Here is a 17,451-nt window from a genome sequence, read left to right as displayed (position 1 = left end):
GGTTCTCCCTCAGTCGCTCTTGAGTTGCAGGGCCGGCGGTACGTCGCAGGCGTGCCAGGCCGGCAGCAGTCCGGCGACGAGGCTGGACAGCAGGGCCAGCAGCACCGTGGTGCCGAGCATCGTCGGATCCAGATGCGCGAGGCTGGCGTAGTCGCCCGGCTGCTGGCGCACCGCCCACAGACCGAGCAGCGCGAAGCCGACGCCCAGCAGGGCGCCGACGATGCCGACTGCGCCGGCCTCGACGAGAAACTGCGAGAACACCTGCCGGCGCGAGGCGCCGATCGCGCGGCGCACGCCGATCTCGCCGGCGCGGCGCAGGAACTTGGCCAGCATCAGCCCGACGGTATTGATCAGGCAGACCGCGAGAAAGCCGAAAGCGAGCCACACCTGCAGGCGCACGTCGCTGGGCACCACGCGCTTGAATTCCAGCCATTCCGCCAGCGCGTACAGGCGCACGTTGGTCGGGCGTTCGAAGCGGCCGAGCGCACGCTGCTCGTCAGAGTAGTTGGCGAGAAAGGCCTCGTACTCGGCGCGCTGCGCCGGCGAGTCCAGCTCGATCCACAGCTGCATCCACGCGCAGTTCGGCGAACGCACCGGGTCGGTCGCGTCGTCCCAGCAGTTCATCGTGCCGCGACGGCCGAACTCCAGGTCGAGCCCGGTATCGATGGGCACGAAGATCTCGTCGGTCTCGCTGTAGTTGCCGACGATCAGATCGTAGAAATGCGGCGTCGGCCGCCAGTGGTCGAGCACGCCGACGACGCGAAAGTCGTTGCCGCGCAGGCGCAGCGTGCGGCCGACGGAGTCGTCGGCGCCGCCGAAGAGCTTGTCGTTGAGCGACTGCGAAATGACGATGACGCGCGCACGCGCCTCGTCGTCGTCCGCCGACCAGCCGCTGCCCTGCGCGAACGGCGTCTCGAACATCGGGAAGAAGTCGGCGCTGGTGAAGCGCACGTCGGCCATGAACGGCTCGACGGTCGAATCCGGCGGCTGCACGACCACCGCGCCGCCGGTACTCACCGCCTGGTACTTCGCACGGCCGGCCCGCAGCAGGTTCATCGCGTCCGGGTAGGTCATGTGCTCGGACGGCGGATCGCCGGCACGGTAGTCGTCCATGCTGCGCGGTTCGATCAGCGGCAGGAAGATGCGCGCGCTCTTCTCCGGCAGCGGATCGCCGGAGAGCACGCGCAGGACCGTCAGCGTCGTGATGCTGGCACCGATGCCCAGACCGATCGCCAGCACCATCAGCGCGGTGAGCGCCGGGCTGCGGCGGAGGCTGCGGGCGGCCAGCCAGGCGTAGTAGCGGAACATGACGGCCTCCTCAGGCGCTCAGGCGCGAGACGTTCATGTGCAGGCGCGGCGCCTCGCCGACGTCGACGATCTGGCCGTCGATGACGTGCACGTTGCGTTGTGCGCGCGCCGCGAGTTCCGGGTCGTGCGTGACCATGACGATGGTCGCGCCGTCGCGGTGGATGTCCTCGAGCAGTTGCATCACCGCCCGCGCCATCTGCGTGTCGAGGTTGCCGGTCGGCTCGTCGGCCAGCAGCAGCTTCGGCGAACCGGCGAGCGCCCGCGCGATGGCGACGCGCTGCTGCTGGCCGCCGGACAGCTGGCCGGGATATTTCTTCGCCTGCTCCGGGATGCGCACGCGCTCCAGATACTTCATCGCGGCGGCCTCGGCCTCGGCCTTCGGCTGCTTCAGCACCCAGATCGGGCCCAGCGTCAGGTTCTCCAGCACGGTCAGGTGCGGGAACAGGTTGAAATGCTGGAACACCATGCCGACCTCGCGGCGGATGGCATCGATGTTCTTCAGGTCGTTGGTCAGCTCGGTGCCGTCAACGATGATATGGCCCTTCTGGTGCTCCTCCAGCCGGTTGATGCAGCGGATCATCGTGGACTTGCCCGAGCCCGACGGCCCGCAGATCACGATGCGCTCGCCGCGGGCGACGGTCAGGTTGATGTTGCGCAGCACGTGGAACTCGCCATACCACTTGTTGACGCCCTGCAGATCGATGATGGGTTGAGCCATGATGACGTTCCTTCAGCGCTTGTGCCCGGTGGCCAGACGGTCTTCCAGGGCCTTGCTGTATTTCGACATGGAGAAGCAGAAGATGAAGTAGATCGCCGACACGAAGATGTAGGCCTCGATCGAGAAGCCGCGCCAGGCCGGATCGGTCAGCGATACCTTGGTCGACTGCATCAGGTCGTAGATGCCGATGATCACCACCAGCGAGGTATCCTTGAACACCGCGATGAACAGGCTGACCATTGGCGGAATCACCACCTTCAGCGCCTGCGGCAGGATGATGAAGCCCATCTTCTGCGCGTAGTTGAGGCCGAGCGAGTCGGCGCCCTCATACTGGCCCTTGGGGATCGCCTGCAGGCCGCCGCGCACCACCTCGGCGATATAGGCGGCGGCGAACAGGATGATGGCGATCTGGGCGCGCAGCAGCTTGTCGATGCTGAAGCCCTCCGGCAGGAACAGCGGCAGCATGACGGAGGACATGAACAGCATCGAGATCAGCGGCACGCCGCGGATCAGCTCGATGTAGAGCACGCACAGCGTCTTGATCGCCGGCATCTTCGAGCGCCGCCCCAGCGCCAGCACCAGGCCGAAGGGAAAGGCCACGGCGATGCCGAAGGTGGCAAGGATCAGGGTCAGCGGCAGGCCGCCCCACAGGGTGTCCTCGACATAGCGCAGGCCGAGAATGCCGCCCCACATCAGCACGGCGACGGCCACCAGCCCGGCCACCCAGAGCAGGATCAGCCGAGGCTTCCACATGGCCGGCAGGCAGCTGGCGACGATCATGCCGATCAGGATCAGCGCAGCGACCAACGGCCGCCACTGTTCGTCAAAGGGATACAGGCCGAACAGGATCAGGCGGTATTTCTGGGCGATGAAGGCCCAGCAGGCACCGGCGCCGGCACGACATTCGGCCGAGGTCTCGGCCGTGAAATTGGCGCGGATCAACGCCCATTCCACCAGCGGCGGCAGCACCATCAGCAGCAGCCAGACCGACAGCATGGTCAGGATGGCATTCAGCGGCGACGAGAACAGCCGTTCGCGCAGCCAGGCGAGCGGGCCGGATTGCGGGTTCGGCGGCGGCAGGGCTTCGGTCACGCTTGCCATGTTACCGCTCCACCAGCGCAATATGCTTGTTGTACCAGTTCATGAACACCGAGATCGACAGGCTGATGCTGAGATACACCGCCATGATGATCATGATGCCCTCGATCGCCTGGCCGGTCTGGTTCAGGGTGGTGTTGGCGATCGAGACGATGTCCGGATAGCCGATCGCCACCGCCAGCGACGAATTCTTGGTCAGGTTCAGATACTGGCTGGTCATGGGCGGGATGATGACCCGCAGCGACTGCGGCAGCACCACCAGCCGCAAGGTCCGGGTCCGGCTGAGGCCGAGTGCCCCGGCCGCCTCCCACTGGCCGTAATTGACCGCCTGGATGCCGGCACGCACCACCTCGGCGACGAAGCCGGCGGTGTAGATCACCAGGCCGGCCAGCAGCGCGGCGAATTCCGGCGTCAGTGTCGCGCCGCCGCTGAAGTTGAAGCCGCGCAGCACCGGCATGTCGAGCTCCATCGGCGCCCCGCCGACCAGCCAGCCGAGAACCGGCATGCCGATGATCAGGCCAAGCCCGGTCCACCAGACCGGGAAAGGCTGGCCGGTGGCGTCCTGGCGCTTTTTCGCCCAGTGCGACACCGCCACGGCGAGTGCGATGGCAACCAGGAAGCCCAGCGCCGCCAGGTCGAAAGCGACATGGTCTGTGGGCGCCGGAAACTTGATGCCGCGGTTGGAAATGAAGACGCCGAGTCCGGCATCGATGGCCTGACGCGGTCCCGGCAGGGTTTCGGTGATCACCGCATACCAGAAGAACAGCTGCAGCAGCAGCGGCACATTGCGCACCACCTCGACATAGACGGTGGCCAGCCTGGCGATCAGCCAGTTCTTCGACAGCCGTGCGATGCCGACGATGGTGCCGATGATGGTGGCGAGGATGATGCCGACCGCGGCGATGCGCAGGGTGTTCAGCAGGCCGACCAGCACGGCGCGGCCATAGGTGTTCTCCGGTCCGAACGCGATCGGGCTCTCGCCGATGGCGAAACCCGCCTCGCGCTCCATGAAACCGAAGCCGGACGCGATGTTGCGGACGGAAAGATTGTGCAGCGTGTTGCTGATCAGGAACCAGCCAACCAGCGCGACCAGCCCCAGTGCAACCACCTGGTAGACGACAGACCGGACATCCGGGTCGTTCCAGCTCAGACGACGCGCCGGAGCGTCGCCGCCCTTCAAGGACTCCGCCATGTGCCCCCCATGGCTGAAATTTTCAACGAAAGTACGGGAAATGCCCGCGTGGGAAGCGCAGCCCGGCGACGCCCTGTTCCGCCGCCGGGCTGCATCATTCCGACCGCGTTACCGGACCGGCCAGGCGTACATCAGGCCGCCGTTGGTCCACAGCGCGTTCTGCCCGCGGGCCAGCTTCAGCGGGGTCTTCACGCCGACATTGGCTTCGAAGATCTCGCCGTAATTGCCGACCTGCTTGACGATGCTGTAGGCCCACTTCTCGTCGACGCCGAGATTCTTGCCCATGCCCGGGGTGACGCCCAGCAGGCGCTTTACGTTCGGGTTGTCGCTCTTCAGCATCTCGTCGACATTCTTCGAGGTGACGCCGAGTTCCTCGGCCTCGACCATGCCCAGCAGCGCCCAGCGCACCAGCACCAGCCACTGGTCATCGCCCTGGCGGACCATCGGGCCGAGCGGCTCCTTGGAGATGATTTCCGGCAGGATGATGTGGTCGTCCGGATTCTGCAGCTGGGTCGCGCGGGTCGCCGCGAGACCCGAGGCATCCGTGGTGTAGACGTCGCAGCGGCCGGCCGCATAGGCGGCAACCACCTCGTCCAGCTTCTCGATCACCACCGGCTTGAACTCCATCTTCTGGGCGCGGAAATAGTCGGCCAGATTGAGTTCGGTGGTGGTGCCCGGCTGCACGCAGACGGTGGCGCCGTTCAGTTCCTTGGCGCTCTTCACGCCCAGCGACTTCTTCACCATGAAGCCCTGGCCGTCATAGTAGTTCACACCGGCGCCGATCAGGCCCAGCGAGGCATCGCGGGTCAGCGTCTGGGTGGTGTTGCGCACCAGCACGTCGATCTCGCCCGACTGCAGGGCGGTGAAGCGCTGCTGGGCGGTCAGCGGCGTGTACTTGACCTTGGTCGCATCGCCGAACATGGCCGCAGCCACCGCGCGGCAGACATCGACATCCAGGCCTTTCCACTCGCCCTTCGAATCCGGCGCGGCAAAGCCACCGAGACCGGTGTTGACACCGCACTGGACAAAGCCCTTCGCCTTCACCGCATCGAAGGTGGCGCCCGCCTGGGCCCCCTGCGCGGCAAACACGAACACTGCCGCAGCAGCGGCCGCCTGAAGAAGTTTCATTGGTTACCCTTCCCTGTTTCTAGACTGGACTGCATTTTCGCAGCGCCGACGTAAAATTATCACACCGCTGCGAAAACGGGCAAGGCAGCGCCGGTGAGCCATAATACGACGGCATATCGCGCTGCCTTGCCGAGAGTCACAGCTATCAAGAATCGGGCCAACGGATAGCGCAGCGCACCCGCAGCGAAGGTCAGCGGGTCGCCGACGACAGGAATCCAGCTAAAAAGCAGCACCGCCGCGCCCCAGCGGTCGAAGCGGGCGCCGGCTTTTTGCAGTTGCACATCACTGACCGGAAACCAGCGCCTGTGCTTAAACCGCAGGCAGTAGGCGCCCAGAAACCAGTTGATCAGTGCACCGCCTACATTTCCTGCCGTCGCCGCCAGGAACAACATCGTAACCGGCGCAAGGTCGAGGCCGCGGGCCGCGGCCAGAGCCGCCTCAGAAGACAGCGGCACCAGCGTCGCGGCCAGCAGCGACCACAGGAACAGGCCGGCAAGGCCGAAATCCTGCAGCCACCCGGCCAGCAACGACGGCTCCGGCATCGAATCAGGCGGCGATGCTGTCGTCCGCCTCGCCCAGATCCCAGAACAGGCCGGCCATCATCGCCAGGCCCTGCCGCATCACCGGCAGCAGCACATGCTCGTTCGGGGCATGCTGCGAACAGGCCGCATAGGAATGCGGCACCCAGACGGTGGGCAGGCCCAGCGTATCGGCGAACACGTCGTTGGGCAGCGAGCCGCCGAGATTGGGCAGCAGCGCCGGCTTCATGCCCAGCGTCTTCTCGACCGAGCCGAGCGCGAAATGCACATAGGGATGGTCTGGATCCAGCCTGGTTGCACGGAAGTAAGCGGCACGCGCCAGCGTAACCTCGACCTGCGGAAACCCGTGGCGGTCGAGATGGCGGCGCAGGGCCGGCAGGAACTGGTCGGAATCGACCCCGACCACGAAACGGATCTGGCAATGCGCGGTGGCCCTGCCGGGAATCGCGTTCACCGGCGCTTCCGGGTTGCCGGTCCTGAAAGCCAGCACGTCGAAACTGCACCAGCCATAGACGCGTTCCGCCGGCGACAGGCCGGGCTCGCCCCACCAGGCATCCACCGCAGGGCCGTCCTCGCCGCCACCGACCGTGCAGTCGGCCAGCGCACGGCGCACACCGGCCGGCAGTTCCTTCGGCACCCATTCCGGAATCCGTATCTGGCCGGTCGGGCCGGCGATGCTGGCAATGGCGTGGGCGAGGATGATGCCCGGATCGGCCAGCAGGCCGCCCCAGTTGCCGGAATGATGCGCGCCGGAGCGAAGGTCGACGCTGAGATCGAAATTCATGGCGCCACGCGAGCCGCAGTAGAGCGTCGGCCGCTCCGGCGACAGCCGTGGCCCGTCGGAGGCCAGGAACAGGTTGGCGCCCCAGGCCTCGCGCTGTGTCTTGCAGAAGGCGTCGAGGCCGGGCGATCCGACCTCCTCGCCGGTCTCGATCAGCAGCACCACGTTGAAGCCGAGCCTGCCGCCCCGCGCCTTCAGCACGGCGGCCAGCGCGGCGATGTTGACGGTGTGCTGGCCCTTGTTGTCGGCCGTGCCGCGGCCATACAGCTTCTCGCCTTCCTGCACCAGTGCCCATGGGCCGATGCCGCTGCGCCACTGGGCATCCTGGCCGCGGATCACGTCGCCATGGCCATAGGAAAACACCGTCTTCACCGCGCCGGGCTCGCGGCGCACGGCGACCAGGAAGGGTCCGCCATTGGCGGCCGGATTCGGATGCACCGTGCAGGTGAAGCCCAGCGGCTCCAGCGCCGCGCGCATCTCGCTGTCGACATAGCGGCCGAGGTCGGCGGCGCGATCCGGATTCTGGCTTTCGGTGGGGATCGCCACGCGGCGGGCGAGATCGGCGGCAAAGCCGCCCTGGTCAAGATAATCGGTGGCGGCTTCGATGGCGGCGGCACGGGTCACGGGAAAACCTCGACTGGAAACGGGACCCCGATTTAAGCCGCCTGTCGGCCTCCCGCCAAGGCCTGCAGGCTGTCTTCGATGAAATGGACCAAGGTTGCCTTGATCTCGGCATGGCTGCCGCCTTCCCCGAATACCGCATGTTCGATCTCGCCCAGCGGGGGGAAGCCGTCCCCCGGGCCCAGCCGGCGCAGGTCCGGCGTGATCGTGCTGCCACTGGTCACCATGATGCCGAGACCCGCGCGGGCCGCCGCCAGCACGCTCATGCCGCTTTCGCTGGTGTAGACCACCCGCCAGGAGCGTCCGATCCGTTTCAGTGCCGCAAAGCCGCGGGCGCGGAAAACGCAGGGCGGCGGCATCGTGCACAGCGGCAGAGGCGCGGCATCTTCGAGCGGCAGGTCGGGCGCGCAAACCCAGTCCATGCTTTCGCGCCAGATCACCCGTCCGCGCGTCTCGCCATCGTCGCGCTTGGCGATCACCAGGTCGAGCTGGCCGGCATCCAGCGCCTCGGTCAGGCTGCTGCTCATGCCGACCTTCACGTCGATATGCACCCGCGGATAGATGCGGGCAAACCGCGCCAGCACCCCCGGCAGATGGCGCGGCACGAAATACTCCACGACGCCGAGACGGATTTCACCGCTGGCCTCGGGCTCGGTGAAACGGCGCACCGCCTCGTCGTTCAGCTCCAGCAGCCGGCGGGCATAACCCAGCAGCATCTCGCCGTCCCGGGTCAGATGCAGCGAGCGGCTGGTGCGCTCGAAAACCCGGCGCCCCAGCATCTCCTCCAGCTTCTTGATCCTGATCGAGATGGCCGCCTGGGTCCGGCCGAGCCGCTCCCCGGCCGCGGTGAAGCCGCCGGCCTCGGCGACGGCCACAAAGGAACGCAGGGAGTCGAGGTCGAAATCGGGATAGCGCATGGATCAATAAGTAAAACGCATGCCAGAAATAGCAACTATTAATTTCTTATATCAATCACCGGGCCCCAGATTGCCCGGGCAACCCCATGCCTGCCCCTGGAGACCAGATCATGAAAGCTGTCGGTTACCGCAAACCCCTGCCGATCACCGAACCCGAAGCCCTGACCGACCTGACCCTCGACAAGCCGCAGCCGGCCGGCCGCGACCTGCTGGTCAAAGTAATGGCCGTCGCCGTCAATCCGGTCGACACCAAGGTCCGCCGCAACATGGCCCCCGCAACGGATGCCCCCCGCATCCTCGGCTTCGATGCCGCCGGGATCGTCGAGGCCACAGGCCCCGACGCCTCCCTGTTCAGGCCCGGCGATGCCGTCTTCTATGCCGGTGATATCACCCGGCCCGGCACCAATGCCGAATACCACCTGGTGGACGAGCGCATCGTCGGCGCCAAACCGCAGAGCCTGGATTTCCCGGCCGCCGCCGCCCTGCCGCTGACCGCGATCACCGCCTGGGAAATGCTGTTCGACCGCTTCGGCCTGAAACGCGGCGACAGTCGCGGCAGCATCCTGATCGTCGGCGGCGCCGGTGGCGTCGGTTCGATTGCCATCCAGCTCGCCCGGCAGCTGACCGGCCTGACGGTGCTGGCCACCGCCTCGCGGGCCGAGACCCGGGACTGGGTGACACAGCTCGGCGCCCATCACGTGCTCGACCACAGTCAGCCGATGCCGCCCCAGCTGCAGGCACTGGGCATCGACGGGGTCGACTATCTCTTCTCGACCACCGAGACCGCCCGCCATCTGGCCACCTATGCCGAGATCATCGCTCCGCAGGGGCGCATCGGCGTGATCGACGATCCGGACAGCCTCGATATCCTGCCGTTCAAGCGCAAGGCGGTTTCGGTGCACTGGGAGTTCATGTTTGCACGGCCGATGTTCCGGACTGCCGACATGCAGGCCCAGCATGATCTGCTGAACGAGGTGGCCCGCCTGGTCGACAGCGGCACGTTGCGCACCACGCTGGCGGAGGTGCTCGGGCCCATCACTGCGAAAAACCTGCGCCAGGCGCATGCCGCCATCGAAAGCGGACGCACCCGTGGCAAACTTGTGCTGGCCGGCTTCTGAGCCGCCGGCGCGGGGCCCGGGCCTTCTCAGAAGGCCCGGGCTTTGCAATAGTCGGGCCCCAGACCGGAGTCCGACATGAAAGACGAAACCAAGCTCGCCACCCTGGGCCGCGATCCCGAAGGCCACCACGGCGCGGTCAACATCCCCGTCTACCGTGCCTCGACCATCCTGCAGCCGAACCTGAAGGCCCTGAAGGAAACCTATGCCGCGCGCGAACGCGACGAGCAGGTCACCTCCTATGGCCGCATCGGCACACCCCTGACCTATGCCTTCGAGAACACCGTGGCCGAGCTGGAAGGCGGCTACCGCGCGATCAGTTTTCCTTCCGGTGCGGCGGCCTGTTCCGGCGCGATCCTCAGCGTGGTCAAGACCGGCGACCATATCCTGGTGACCGACAGCGTCTACGGCCCGACCCGGCATTTCTGCGACACCCTGCTGAAGCGGATGGGCGTTGAGACCGAATATTTCAGCCCCACCCTCAATGCCGGCATCCGCGAGAAGCTGCGGCCGAATACCACGCTGGTCTTCCTGGAATCGCCGGGCTCGCTGACCTTCGAGGTGCAGGACGTACCGGCGATCTGCGAGATCGCGCACCAGCACGGCGCCAAGGTGGCGATCGACAACACCTGGGGCACACCGCTCTATTTCAAGAGCTTCAGCCACGGCGTCGACCTGTCCGTGCATGCCGCCACCAAGTATATCGTCGGCCATTCCGACGCCATGCTGGGCCTTGTCGTGGCGACAAAGGAAAGCTGGCCGGCGCTGCGCGACAGCACCCGCGCATTGGGCACGGCGGCCGGCCCCGACGAGGTCTATCTCGGCCTGCGCGGCCTGCGCACCATGGCGGTGCGGCTGCCGCGCCACATGGAAAGCGCCCTGGCCGTGGCCGACTGGCTGCGCGGCCGGCCGGAAGTGACCGCCGTGCGCCACCCCGGCCTGCCGCAGGATCCCGGCCATGCCCTGTGGAAACGCGACTTCCTTGGTGCCTGCGGCCTGTTCGCCTTCGAACTGGACCGCAAATACGGCGAAGAGGCCGTGGCCGCCTTCGTCGACCATCTCGACCTGTTCGGCATCGGTTATTCCTGGGGCGGCTTCGAAAGCCTGGTCACCGTGGCGATGCCGCACCGTATCCGCAGCGCCGAGCCCTGGCGCGACCATGGCCCACTGATCCGCCTGCATATCGGCCTGGAAGCGGTCGAGGATCTGCAGGCCGACCTGACCGCCGGCTTCACGCGCCTCAACAAGGCGCAGGGCTGACGGCTGCGTGACGGCTGCCGTCCGACTGCTGGGCGACGGCGACCACCCGGCCCTGGATGCCTTCCTGCGGCGTCATGCCCCGCGGGCGATGTTCCTGCGCTCGAATCTGGCACAGAGCGGCCTCGTCGATGGCGTGCATCCCTATCAGGGCCGCTATGCCGCCCTGTTCCGGGACGGGGCCATTGATGGCGTCGCCGCGCATTACTGGAACGGCCTGGTGATCCTTCTGGCCGGCGGGCATGCCGGTGCCCTGGCGCCTGTCGCTGCCGCCGGCCGCCATGTCGCCGGCCTGATCGGTCTGCCCGAAGAGGTGGCCGCAGCCCGCACCGCCCTGCAGGCGCAGGCGCGGCCTGTCCGGGTCGACAGCCGTGAAGGCCTGTTCCGTCTCGATCTCGCCCGGCTGCGGCTGCCGGCACCGCTGCAGGACGGCCGCCTGCACTGCCGCCCGGCGGCCGTACCCGACCTGACGCTGCTGGCCGGCTGGCGCTTCGATTTCGACGTCGCCATGAATGGCGCTGCCGAAACCGCCGCCGCCCGTGCCGATGCACAGGAGGCAGTGGAGCGCTGGGTCGCCGAAGGCAGCCAGTTCGTGCTCTGCGACGGCAACCGGCCGGTGGCCGGATGCTGCTTCAATGCCCGCCTGCCCGACATGGTGCAGATCGGCAATGTCTGGACGCCGCCGGAACTGCGCGGGCGCGGCCATGCCCGCGCCGTGGTGGCCGGAGCCCTGCAGCATGCGCAGCGGCTTGGCGCAACGGAAGCCATCCTGTTCACCGGCGACGACAATCTCGCGGCGCAGCGGGCTTACGTTGCGTTAGGCTTCCAGCGCATCGGCGACTATGCCATTTTGCTGTTCGCCGACTAGGGAGGCTGACCATGTCCGAGATCGTCGTCCAGACCAGCGATGGTGTGCTGTCCATCACCATCAACCGGCCCGACAAGAAGAACGCGCTGACCGCCGCCATGTATGGCGCGATGGCCGATGCGCTGGACGCCGGCGAGGCCGATGCCGCCGTGCGCGCCATCGTGATCGCCGGCGCACCCGGCGCTTTCACGGCTGGCAACGACCTGCAGGATTTCCTCAACAACCCGCCCCAGGGCGACAATTCGCCGGTCTTCCGCTTCCTGCGTGGCATCAGCACGGCCTCGAAACCGCTGGTGGCCGCGGTCACCGGCGTGGCGGTCGGGGTCGGCTCGACCATGCTGCTGCACTGCGATCTCGTCTATGCCGCGGAGAGCGCGAAATTCTCTTTCCCCTTCGTCAATCTGGCGCTGGTGCCGGAAGCCGCCTCGTCGCTGCTGCTGCCGCGCATGGTCGGCTATCACAAGGCGGCCGAGATGATCCTGCTGGGCGAGCCCTTCGATGCCGCCGCCGCACTGGCCTGCGGCATCGCCAATGCCGTCTGCCCGGACGACAGGGTGGTCGAGACGGCGATGGCCACCGCCCGCAAGCTGGCCGCCAAGCCGCCAACCTCGCTGCGGCTCAGCAAGCAACTGATGAAACAGGCGCAAAACGACGTTGCCGGGCAGATGGCCGCCGAGGGCGTGCATTTCAAGGCGCAGCTCACCTCTGCCGAGGCCCGCGAGGCGATGACCGCCTTCTTCGAAAAGCGGCCGCCGAAATTCGGCTAGACGGACGCCGGCAGAGCCCGGCGGCAATCCGGAGCCTTCAGGCCTTCCGGCAATCCCGGCACAGGCCGACCACCTCGATGGTCTGGCGTTCGACCAAGAATCCCAGCCCGCGGGCATCTTCCTGGATCCGGGCGCTGAGCTGCGGGTCGTTGATCTCGGCGGCAGTGCCGCAGGTCTTGCAGATGAAGATTTCCTGCTGCACGGCATGGCCGGGTTCGGCACAGCCAATGAAGGCATTCAGGCTCTCGACCCGGTGCACCAGCCCCTGCTCGACCAGGAAATCCAGCGCGCGGTAGACGGTGGGCGGCGCCACCTTCTGGCCGCCGCTGCCCATCTGCGCCAGCAGGTCGTAGGCGCCGGCCGGACGGTGGCTCTGCCAGACCAGTTCCAGCACGCGGCGGCGGATCGGCGTCAGCTTGGCCCCGGTGCCCGCGCAATGGGCCTCGGCCCGGCTCAGCGCATCGGCGATGCAGGCATCATGATCATGGCCGCGACCATGGGCATGGACATGGGCCTGCACGGGCGGGTGGGCGTGGGCGGAGCTGGCCATCGGCTGGGTTCCGGGGCGGCGGGGTTGCTGTCAGGTCCGACTATACGGCCCCGGCCCCGCCGGGCCAACCCGCAGTCCTCCCCGCAATCCTGCCCGGCTCAGCCGGCGAGGAAGCCGGCCACCAGCGCGATCTGCTCGGGATTGTCCAGCGCCGGAGCATGTCCGATGCCGGGAATGTCGATCCGGATGGCGCGGGGACCGCGCCGGGTCATCTCGGCAGCGGTCTCCGTGGCCAGCAGATCGGATTCCGCACCGCGGATCAGCAGGGTCTTCGCCGCGATCTGATCATACAGCGGCCAGGCATCGCCCGCGTTGCCGGCCGCCGCCTGCCGCGCCAGCACGGTGGCAACGGCCGGATCGGTATGGGGGGTGAAACGGCCATCCGGCAGGCGACGCAGCGAGGTTTCCGCCAGCCGGCGCCAGCCGGCATCGTCGGCGATGCCGAAGGAGGCATAGATGGTGCGGAAATACTGCTCGGCTTCGGGCAGGGTGGCAAAGGCCGGCGGGTTGCCGGCATATTGCAGGATGCGCTGCACAGCGCCCGGCGCGATGGCGGGGCCAACATCGTTCAGCACCAGATGGCTGATCCGCCCTTTCAGCGCGGTGGCTGCCGCCACCATGCCGATCAGGCCGCCCATCGAGGTACCGACCCAGCGCAGCGTCTGCAGTCCGAGCTGGTCCGCCAGCTCGACCGCCTGCCGTGCATAGAAGGGCACGGTGTATTCCTCGTCCGGCTTCGGACTCCATTCGCTGAGGCCGCGGCCGATGGTGTCCGGCACCAGCAGGCGGTAACGCCCGGCGAGTGCCGCCGCCAGCCGGTCGAAATCATGGGCGTTCCGGTTGAGCCCATGCCACAGGATCACGGCCGGTGCGTCCGCCCGCCCCCAGTCCAGCAGGTGAACATTGCGGCCGGCCAGGGTCAGATAGATCGAGGCCGGCGTCATGGACGCAGCTGCCGCAGCTTGCCGACGATGCCGGCCGGGAAGAAATAGACGCTGAGCACGAACAGGATGCCGAGCCAGAGCAGCCAGCGGTCGGCCTGGAACAGCAATGGCAGCACCGGAATGCCGGCGGCGGCGAGCGCATCGCTCAGTTCGCCCATCAGCACCTGCAGGTAATTCTGCGCAAGGATGAAGATGGTGGCACCCAGCACCGCGCCATACAGCGTGCCCATGCCGCCGATCACCACCATCAGCAGGATGTCGATCATGATGGCGAAGCTGAGCGTGGTGTCCGGTCCGGTATAGCGCAGCCACAGGGCCATCAGAACGCCGGCCAGGGTGGCCATGCCGGCCGAGAGGCAGTTGGCGATCGAGCGGTACAGGACCACGCGGTAGCCAAGGGCCTCGGCGCGGAAATCATTCTCGCGGATCGCCTGCAGCACCCGGCCGAAAGGCGAGTTGACCACCCGCAGCGCCAGCAGGAACAGCACCAGGGCGGCGAAGAAGATCAGGTAATAGCTGAGGATCTTGCCGTTGATGGTGACATCAAGGATTTTCTCGTCGAACAGCCGGAAGCTCGGCCGCAGCAGTTCCGGAATCCGGTAGCTGCGGCCATCCTCGCCGCCGGTCAGGTCGCTGAGCTGCGAGGCGAGAATGGCGAAGGCTGAAGCGACCGCCAGCGTGATCATGGCGAAGAAGATCGCCCGCACCCGCAGGCTGAACAGGCCGATCACCAGCGCCAGCAGCATCGACAGCACCAGTGCCACGGCGATGCCGCCGCCCAGCGCCGCCCAGCCGGGGTTGAAGCTGTACATGGCGATCGCCACGCCATAGCCGCCAATGCCGAAAAACATCGTGTGGGCGAACGAGACGATGCCCGTATAGCCGAGCAGCAGGTCGTAGCTGGCCACCAGGATGATGAAGACGCAGATCTTCGCCGCCACGTTCAGCGGCTGGCTGCCCGGAAACAGGAAGGGCGCGAAGGCAAGGCTGACCAGGATGACGGCCAGCGCGATGGCCAGCGGCTTCGAGCGCGGGTAATCGCCGGACAGCAGGGAATGCATGAGGTTCTTCGGCAGCATGATGACGCCCCCTTACCGCTTGGCCACGGGATACAGGCCCTGCGGCCGCCACAGCAGGATCAGCACCATCAGCAGGATGCCGGAGAACAGCGACAGCTTCGGCGCCAGAAAGCCGGTGTAATTGGCAACCAGCGCCACCAGGATGGCCCCGATGAAACAGCCGCCGACCGAGCCCAGTCCGCCGATGATGATGACGATGAAGATCAGCACGTTGACCTCCATGCCCATGCCGGCAGTCAGTGTCTGGCGGTAGAAGGCCCAGAGCACGCCGCCAAGGCCCGCCAGCGCCGACCCGGCAATGAAGACGCCAACGAACAGCCGGCGGATGCGGTAGCCGAGCGATTCGACCATCTCGGCATTCTCGACGCCGGCCCGGATCAGCAGGCCGATACGGGTGCGGTTCAGCACCAGAAACATCGCCCCGAACACCACCAGCCCCAGCACCACGGCGATCACGCGGTAGCGTTCCATGGCAGCATCGCCGATCACGATGGCGCCGCGCAGTCCCTCGGGCAGTCGCAGCGGGATCGGGCTGGCGCCCCAGATCACGTGGATCATCTGTTCGGCGACGATCATGCCGCCCATGGTGATCAGGATCTGCTTGAGATGCTGGCCGTAGACCGGCCGGATCACCACCCGCTCGAAGGCATATCCCAGCGCCCCGGTGACCAGCATGGCCACCGCGATGCAGGCCAGCAGCACGCCGACATTCAGCCAGATATTCTCCGATGCCACCCAGCCGGCCAGCGGCCCCAGCACCATCAGGCTGACATAGGCGCCAAACGAGATGAACACGCCATGGCCGAAATTGAGCACGTCCATCAGGCCGAAGACCAGCGTGAGGCCGGATGCCATCAGGAAGATCATCATGCCCATGGCGAGGGCGGCCACGGTCAGTGTCACCCAGGTCGAGAAACTGCCGACCAGCGGCAGGGCGGCAACGGCCAGGATCGGCACCAGCAGGGCCGGCAGCCAGTCGGTCTTCACTTTCGGCAGGGTCGCGGTATCGGCGGTGGCGGCGGCGTCGGTCATTGATGGGCATCCATGCTGAGGCCCAGCAGCTTCTGCTGCAGGCCCTGGTCTTCGGCCAGTTCGGCCATGGCGCCGTGATGCACGATGCGGCCATCGTCCATCACGACGACGCTGTCGCCCAGCAGTTTCGCGGCCATGAAATTCTGCTCGACCAGCAGGATGGTGGCGCCGGTCGATTTCAGCTCCCGGAAAGCTTCCACCATGTTCATGATGATGGCCGGTGCGAGTCCCTTGGTCGGCTCGTCGATCAGCAGCAGTTCGCGCGGCTCGACGATGGCGCGGGCGATGGCCAGCATCTGCTTCTGCCCGCCCGACAGCACACCGGCCGCCAGCGTCCAGAATTTCTCCAGTGCCGGGAACAGGCCGAAGATCCACTGCAGCCGCTTCGGATCGATCTCGCCGCTGCGGGCTGCCAGGATCATGTTCTCGCGCACTGTCAGGTCGGCGAAGATGCCCATATTCTCGGGCACATAGGCAATGCCGGCCTGGGCGATGTCCGGCGTCGGCAGCGCCGTGATGTCGCGGCCGGCGAACTCCACCTGCCCTTTCGAGGCCTGCCACAGGCCCATGATGGTGCGCAGGGTGGTGGTCTTGCCGGCGCCGTTGCGCCCCAGCAGCATGGTCAGCTGGCCGCGCGGCACGGCGAAATCGACGCCATGCAGGATGTGATAGCGGCCGATATGGGTGTGCACGCCCTGCAGCTTCAGCAATGCATCGCTCATCGCGCGCCCTCCCCGGCCATTTCCGGCGACAGGCCGAGATAGGCTTCCTGCACCACCGGCGAGGCGATCACCGCCGCCGGTTCGCCATCGGCCACCAGGCTGCCGTTATGCAAAACGATGATCCGGTCGGCAAGGCTGCGCACCACATCCATCTTGTGCTCGACCAGCAGGACGGTCTTGTCTCCCTGCGCCTTGATGCCGTGGATCAGTTCCAGAATCGTCGGCACCTCGTCGACCGACATGCCGGCGGTCGGCTCGTCGAACATGAAGATGTCGGGTTCCAGCGCCAGCAGCAGGGCGACTTCCAGCTTGCGCTGGTCGCCATGGGGCAGCGCACCGGCGAGCGCATTGCGCTTGTCGAGCAGCCTGACCGAGTCGAGCAGGCTGTCGGCCCTGTCGATCAGGTCACCGCGATGGCTCCACAGCTGCAGCAGCTGCAGCCCGGCCCCGGCGCGGCTCTGCACGGCGAGGCGCACATTCTCCATCACGGTCAGGTTCGGAAACAGGTTGGTCAGCTGGAAGGCGCGACCCATGCCCTGCTTGGTGCGGGCCGAGGCACTCAGTCCGGTGACGTCGTGTCCGCGCAGCAGCACCCGCCCGGCCGTCGCCTTCAGCTGCCCGGAGATCAGGTTGAAATAGGTGGTCTTGCCGGCACCGTTCGGGCCGACGATGGCGGTCAGCGTACCGGGATGGAAGGCACAGCTGACGGCGTTGACCGCAACATGACCGCCGAAGCGGATCGTCAGGTCGCGGGTTTCGAGCGCGGGCGTGGCGGACATCGGCTTTCTGTCTGGCAGGAAAAGGCCGGGGCGGCG

Annotated in this window: 18 protein-coding genes; 4 read left to right on the top strand and 14 right to left on the bottom strand. The window is 66.9% G+C overall.

The window, feature by feature from the left end; translation table 11 throughout:
• Positions 1-9: 9 nt before the first annotated feature.
• The 8 genes from ACEQZY_RS06090 to ACEQZY_RS06055 form a co-directional block, all read right to left on the bottom strand.
• On the bottom strand, positions 10-1,308 hold the full coding sequence (locus ACEQZY_RS06090; protein WP_370153003.1) for an ABC transporter permease: 1,299 nt from the start codon (positions 1,306-1,308) through the stop codon (positions 10-12).
• 10 nt (positions 1,309-1,318) lie between these two features.
• Entirely contained in the window at positions 1,319-2,026 is a 708-nt protein-coding gene (locus tag ACEQZY_RS06085; protein ID WP_370153001.1) for an amino acid ABC transporter ATP-binding protein, read from the bottom strand.
• 12 nt (positions 2,027-2,038) lie between these two features.
• Complete coding sequence (locus ACEQZY_RS06080) at positions 2,039-3,127, bottom strand: amino acid ABC transporter permease (RefSeq protein WP_370152999.1); 1,089 nt, start codon at positions 3,125-3,127, stop codon at positions 2,039-2,041.
• 1 nt (position 3,128) lies between these two features.
• Positions 3,129-4,316, bottom strand: coding sequence for an amino acid ABC transporter permease (locus tag ACEQZY_RS06075; protein WP_370152997.1), 1,188 nt, complete (start codon positions 4,314-4,316; stop codon positions 3,129-3,131).
• Between the two features lie 108 nt (positions 4,317-4,424).
• Positions 4,425-5,444 (bottom strand): amino acid ABC transporter substrate-binding protein, encoded by a 1,020-nt coding sequence (locus tag ACEQZY_RS06070; RefSeq protein ID WP_341704584.1) that lies wholly within the window; start codon positions 5,442-5,444, stop codon positions 4,425-4,427.
• Positions 5,445-5,503: 59 nt separating this feature from the next.
• Entirely contained in the window at positions 5,504-5,986 is a 483-nt protein-coding gene (locus tag ACEQZY_RS06065; RefSeq protein ID WP_370152995.1) for a YqaA family protein, read from the bottom strand.
• A 4-nt stretch (positions 5,987-5,990) separates the two neighbouring features.
• Entirely contained in the window at positions 5,991-7,388 is a 1,398-nt protein-coding gene (locus tag ACEQZY_RS06060) for a M20 family metallopeptidase (protein ID WP_370152993.1), read from the bottom strand.
• Between the two features lie 32 nt (positions 7,389-7,420).
• Positions 7,421-8,302, bottom strand: a complete 882-nt coding sequence (locus ACEQZY_RS06055) for a LysR substrate-binding domain-containing protein (RefSeq protein WP_341704581.1) — start codon at positions 8,300-8,302, stop codon at positions 7,421-7,423.
• Positions 8,303-8,412: 110 nt separating this feature from the next.
• Between ACEQZY_RS06055 and ACEQZY_RS06050 the strand changes: the two genes are divergently transcribed.
• From ACEQZY_RS06050 to ACEQZY_RS06035, 4 genes are all read left to right on the top strand, one after another.
• Positions 8,413-9,420: a zinc-binding alcohol dehydrogenase family protein gene (locus ACEQZY_RS06050; protein ID WP_370152991.1), complete on the top strand. Its 1,008-nt coding sequence runs from the start codon at positions 8,413-8,415 to the stop codon at positions 9,418-9,420.
• Between the two features lie 75 nt (positions 9,421-9,495).
• A complete protein-coding gene (gene metC / locus ACEQZY_RS06045) occupies positions 9,496-10,677 on the top strand; it encodes a cystathionine beta-lyase (RefSeq protein ID WP_370152989.1) in 1,182 nt (393 codons plus the stop codon).
• A gap of 7 nt (positions 10,678-10,684) precedes the next feature.
• The gene (locus ACEQZY_RS06040) at positions 10,685-11,542 is read left to right on the top strand and encodes a GNAT family N-acetyltransferase (protein WP_370152987.1); all 858 of its coding nucleotides are present in this window, start codon (positions 10,685-10,687) and stop codon (positions 11,540-11,542) included.
• 11 nt (positions 11,543-11,553) lie between these two features.
• Positions 11,554-12,309, top strand: coding sequence for an enoyl-CoA hydratase (locus ACEQZY_RS06035; RefSeq protein WP_370152986.1), 756 nt, complete (start codon positions 11,554-11,556; stop codon positions 12,307-12,309).
• Positions 12,310-12,346: 37 nt separating this feature from the next.
• Here the strand turns inward: ACEQZY_RS06035 and ACEQZY_RS06030 are convergent, their stop codons facing one another.
• The 6 genes from ACEQZY_RS06030 to ACEQZY_RS06005 form a co-directional block, all read right to left on the bottom strand.
• Complete coding sequence (locus ACEQZY_RS06030; RefSeq protein WP_341704081.1) at positions 12,347-12,859, bottom strand: Fur family transcriptional regulator; 513 nt, start codon at positions 12,857-12,859, stop codon at positions 12,347-12,349.
• 98 nt (positions 12,860-12,957) lie between these two features.
• A complete protein-coding gene (locus tag ACEQZY_RS06025) occupies positions 12,958-13,803 on the bottom strand; it encodes an alpha/beta fold hydrolase (RefSeq protein WP_370152984.1) in 846 nt (281 codons plus the stop codon).
• The gene (locus ACEQZY_RS06020; protein ID WP_370152982.1) at positions 13,800-14,882 is read right to left on the bottom strand and encodes a branched-chain amino acid ABC transporter permease; all 1,083 of its coding nucleotides are present in this window, start codon (positions 14,880-14,882) and stop codon (positions 13,800-13,802) included. Before ACEQZY_RS06020 ends, ACEQZY_RS06025 begins: the two co-directional genes overlap by 4 nt.
• A 12-nt stretch (positions 14,883-14,894) precedes the next feature.
• Complete coding sequence (locus tag ACEQZY_RS06015) at positions 14,895-15,914, bottom strand: branched-chain amino acid ABC transporter permease (protein ID WP_341704078.1); 1,020 nt, start codon at positions 15,912-15,914, stop codon at positions 14,895-14,897.
• Positions 15,911-16,636 (bottom strand): ABC transporter ATP-binding protein, encoded by a 726-nt coding sequence (locus tag ACEQZY_RS06010; RefSeq protein ID WP_341704077.1) that lies wholly within the window; start codon positions 16,634-16,636, stop codon positions 15,911-15,913. Before ACEQZY_RS06010 ends, ACEQZY_RS06015 begins: the two co-directional genes overlap by 4 nt.
• On the bottom strand, positions 16,633-17,415 hold the full coding sequence (locus ACEQZY_RS06005; protein WP_341704076.1) for an ABC transporter ATP-binding protein: 783 nt from the start codon (positions 17,413-17,415) through the stop codon (positions 16,633-16,635). The genes ACEQZY_RS06010 and ACEQZY_RS06005 overlap by 4 nt, the downstream gene beginning before the upstream one ends.
• Positions 17,416-17,451: the final 36 nt, after the last annotated feature.

The organism is Ferrovibrio sp. (assembly GCF_964218355.1).
Taxonomy (GTDB): Bacteria; Pseudomonadota; Alphaproteobacteria; order Ferrovibrionales; family Ferrovibrionaceae; genus Ferrovibrio.
The sequence above is the reverse complement of the archived record's forward strand: the minus strand, read 5'-3'. Positions and strand labels throughout refer to the sequence as shown.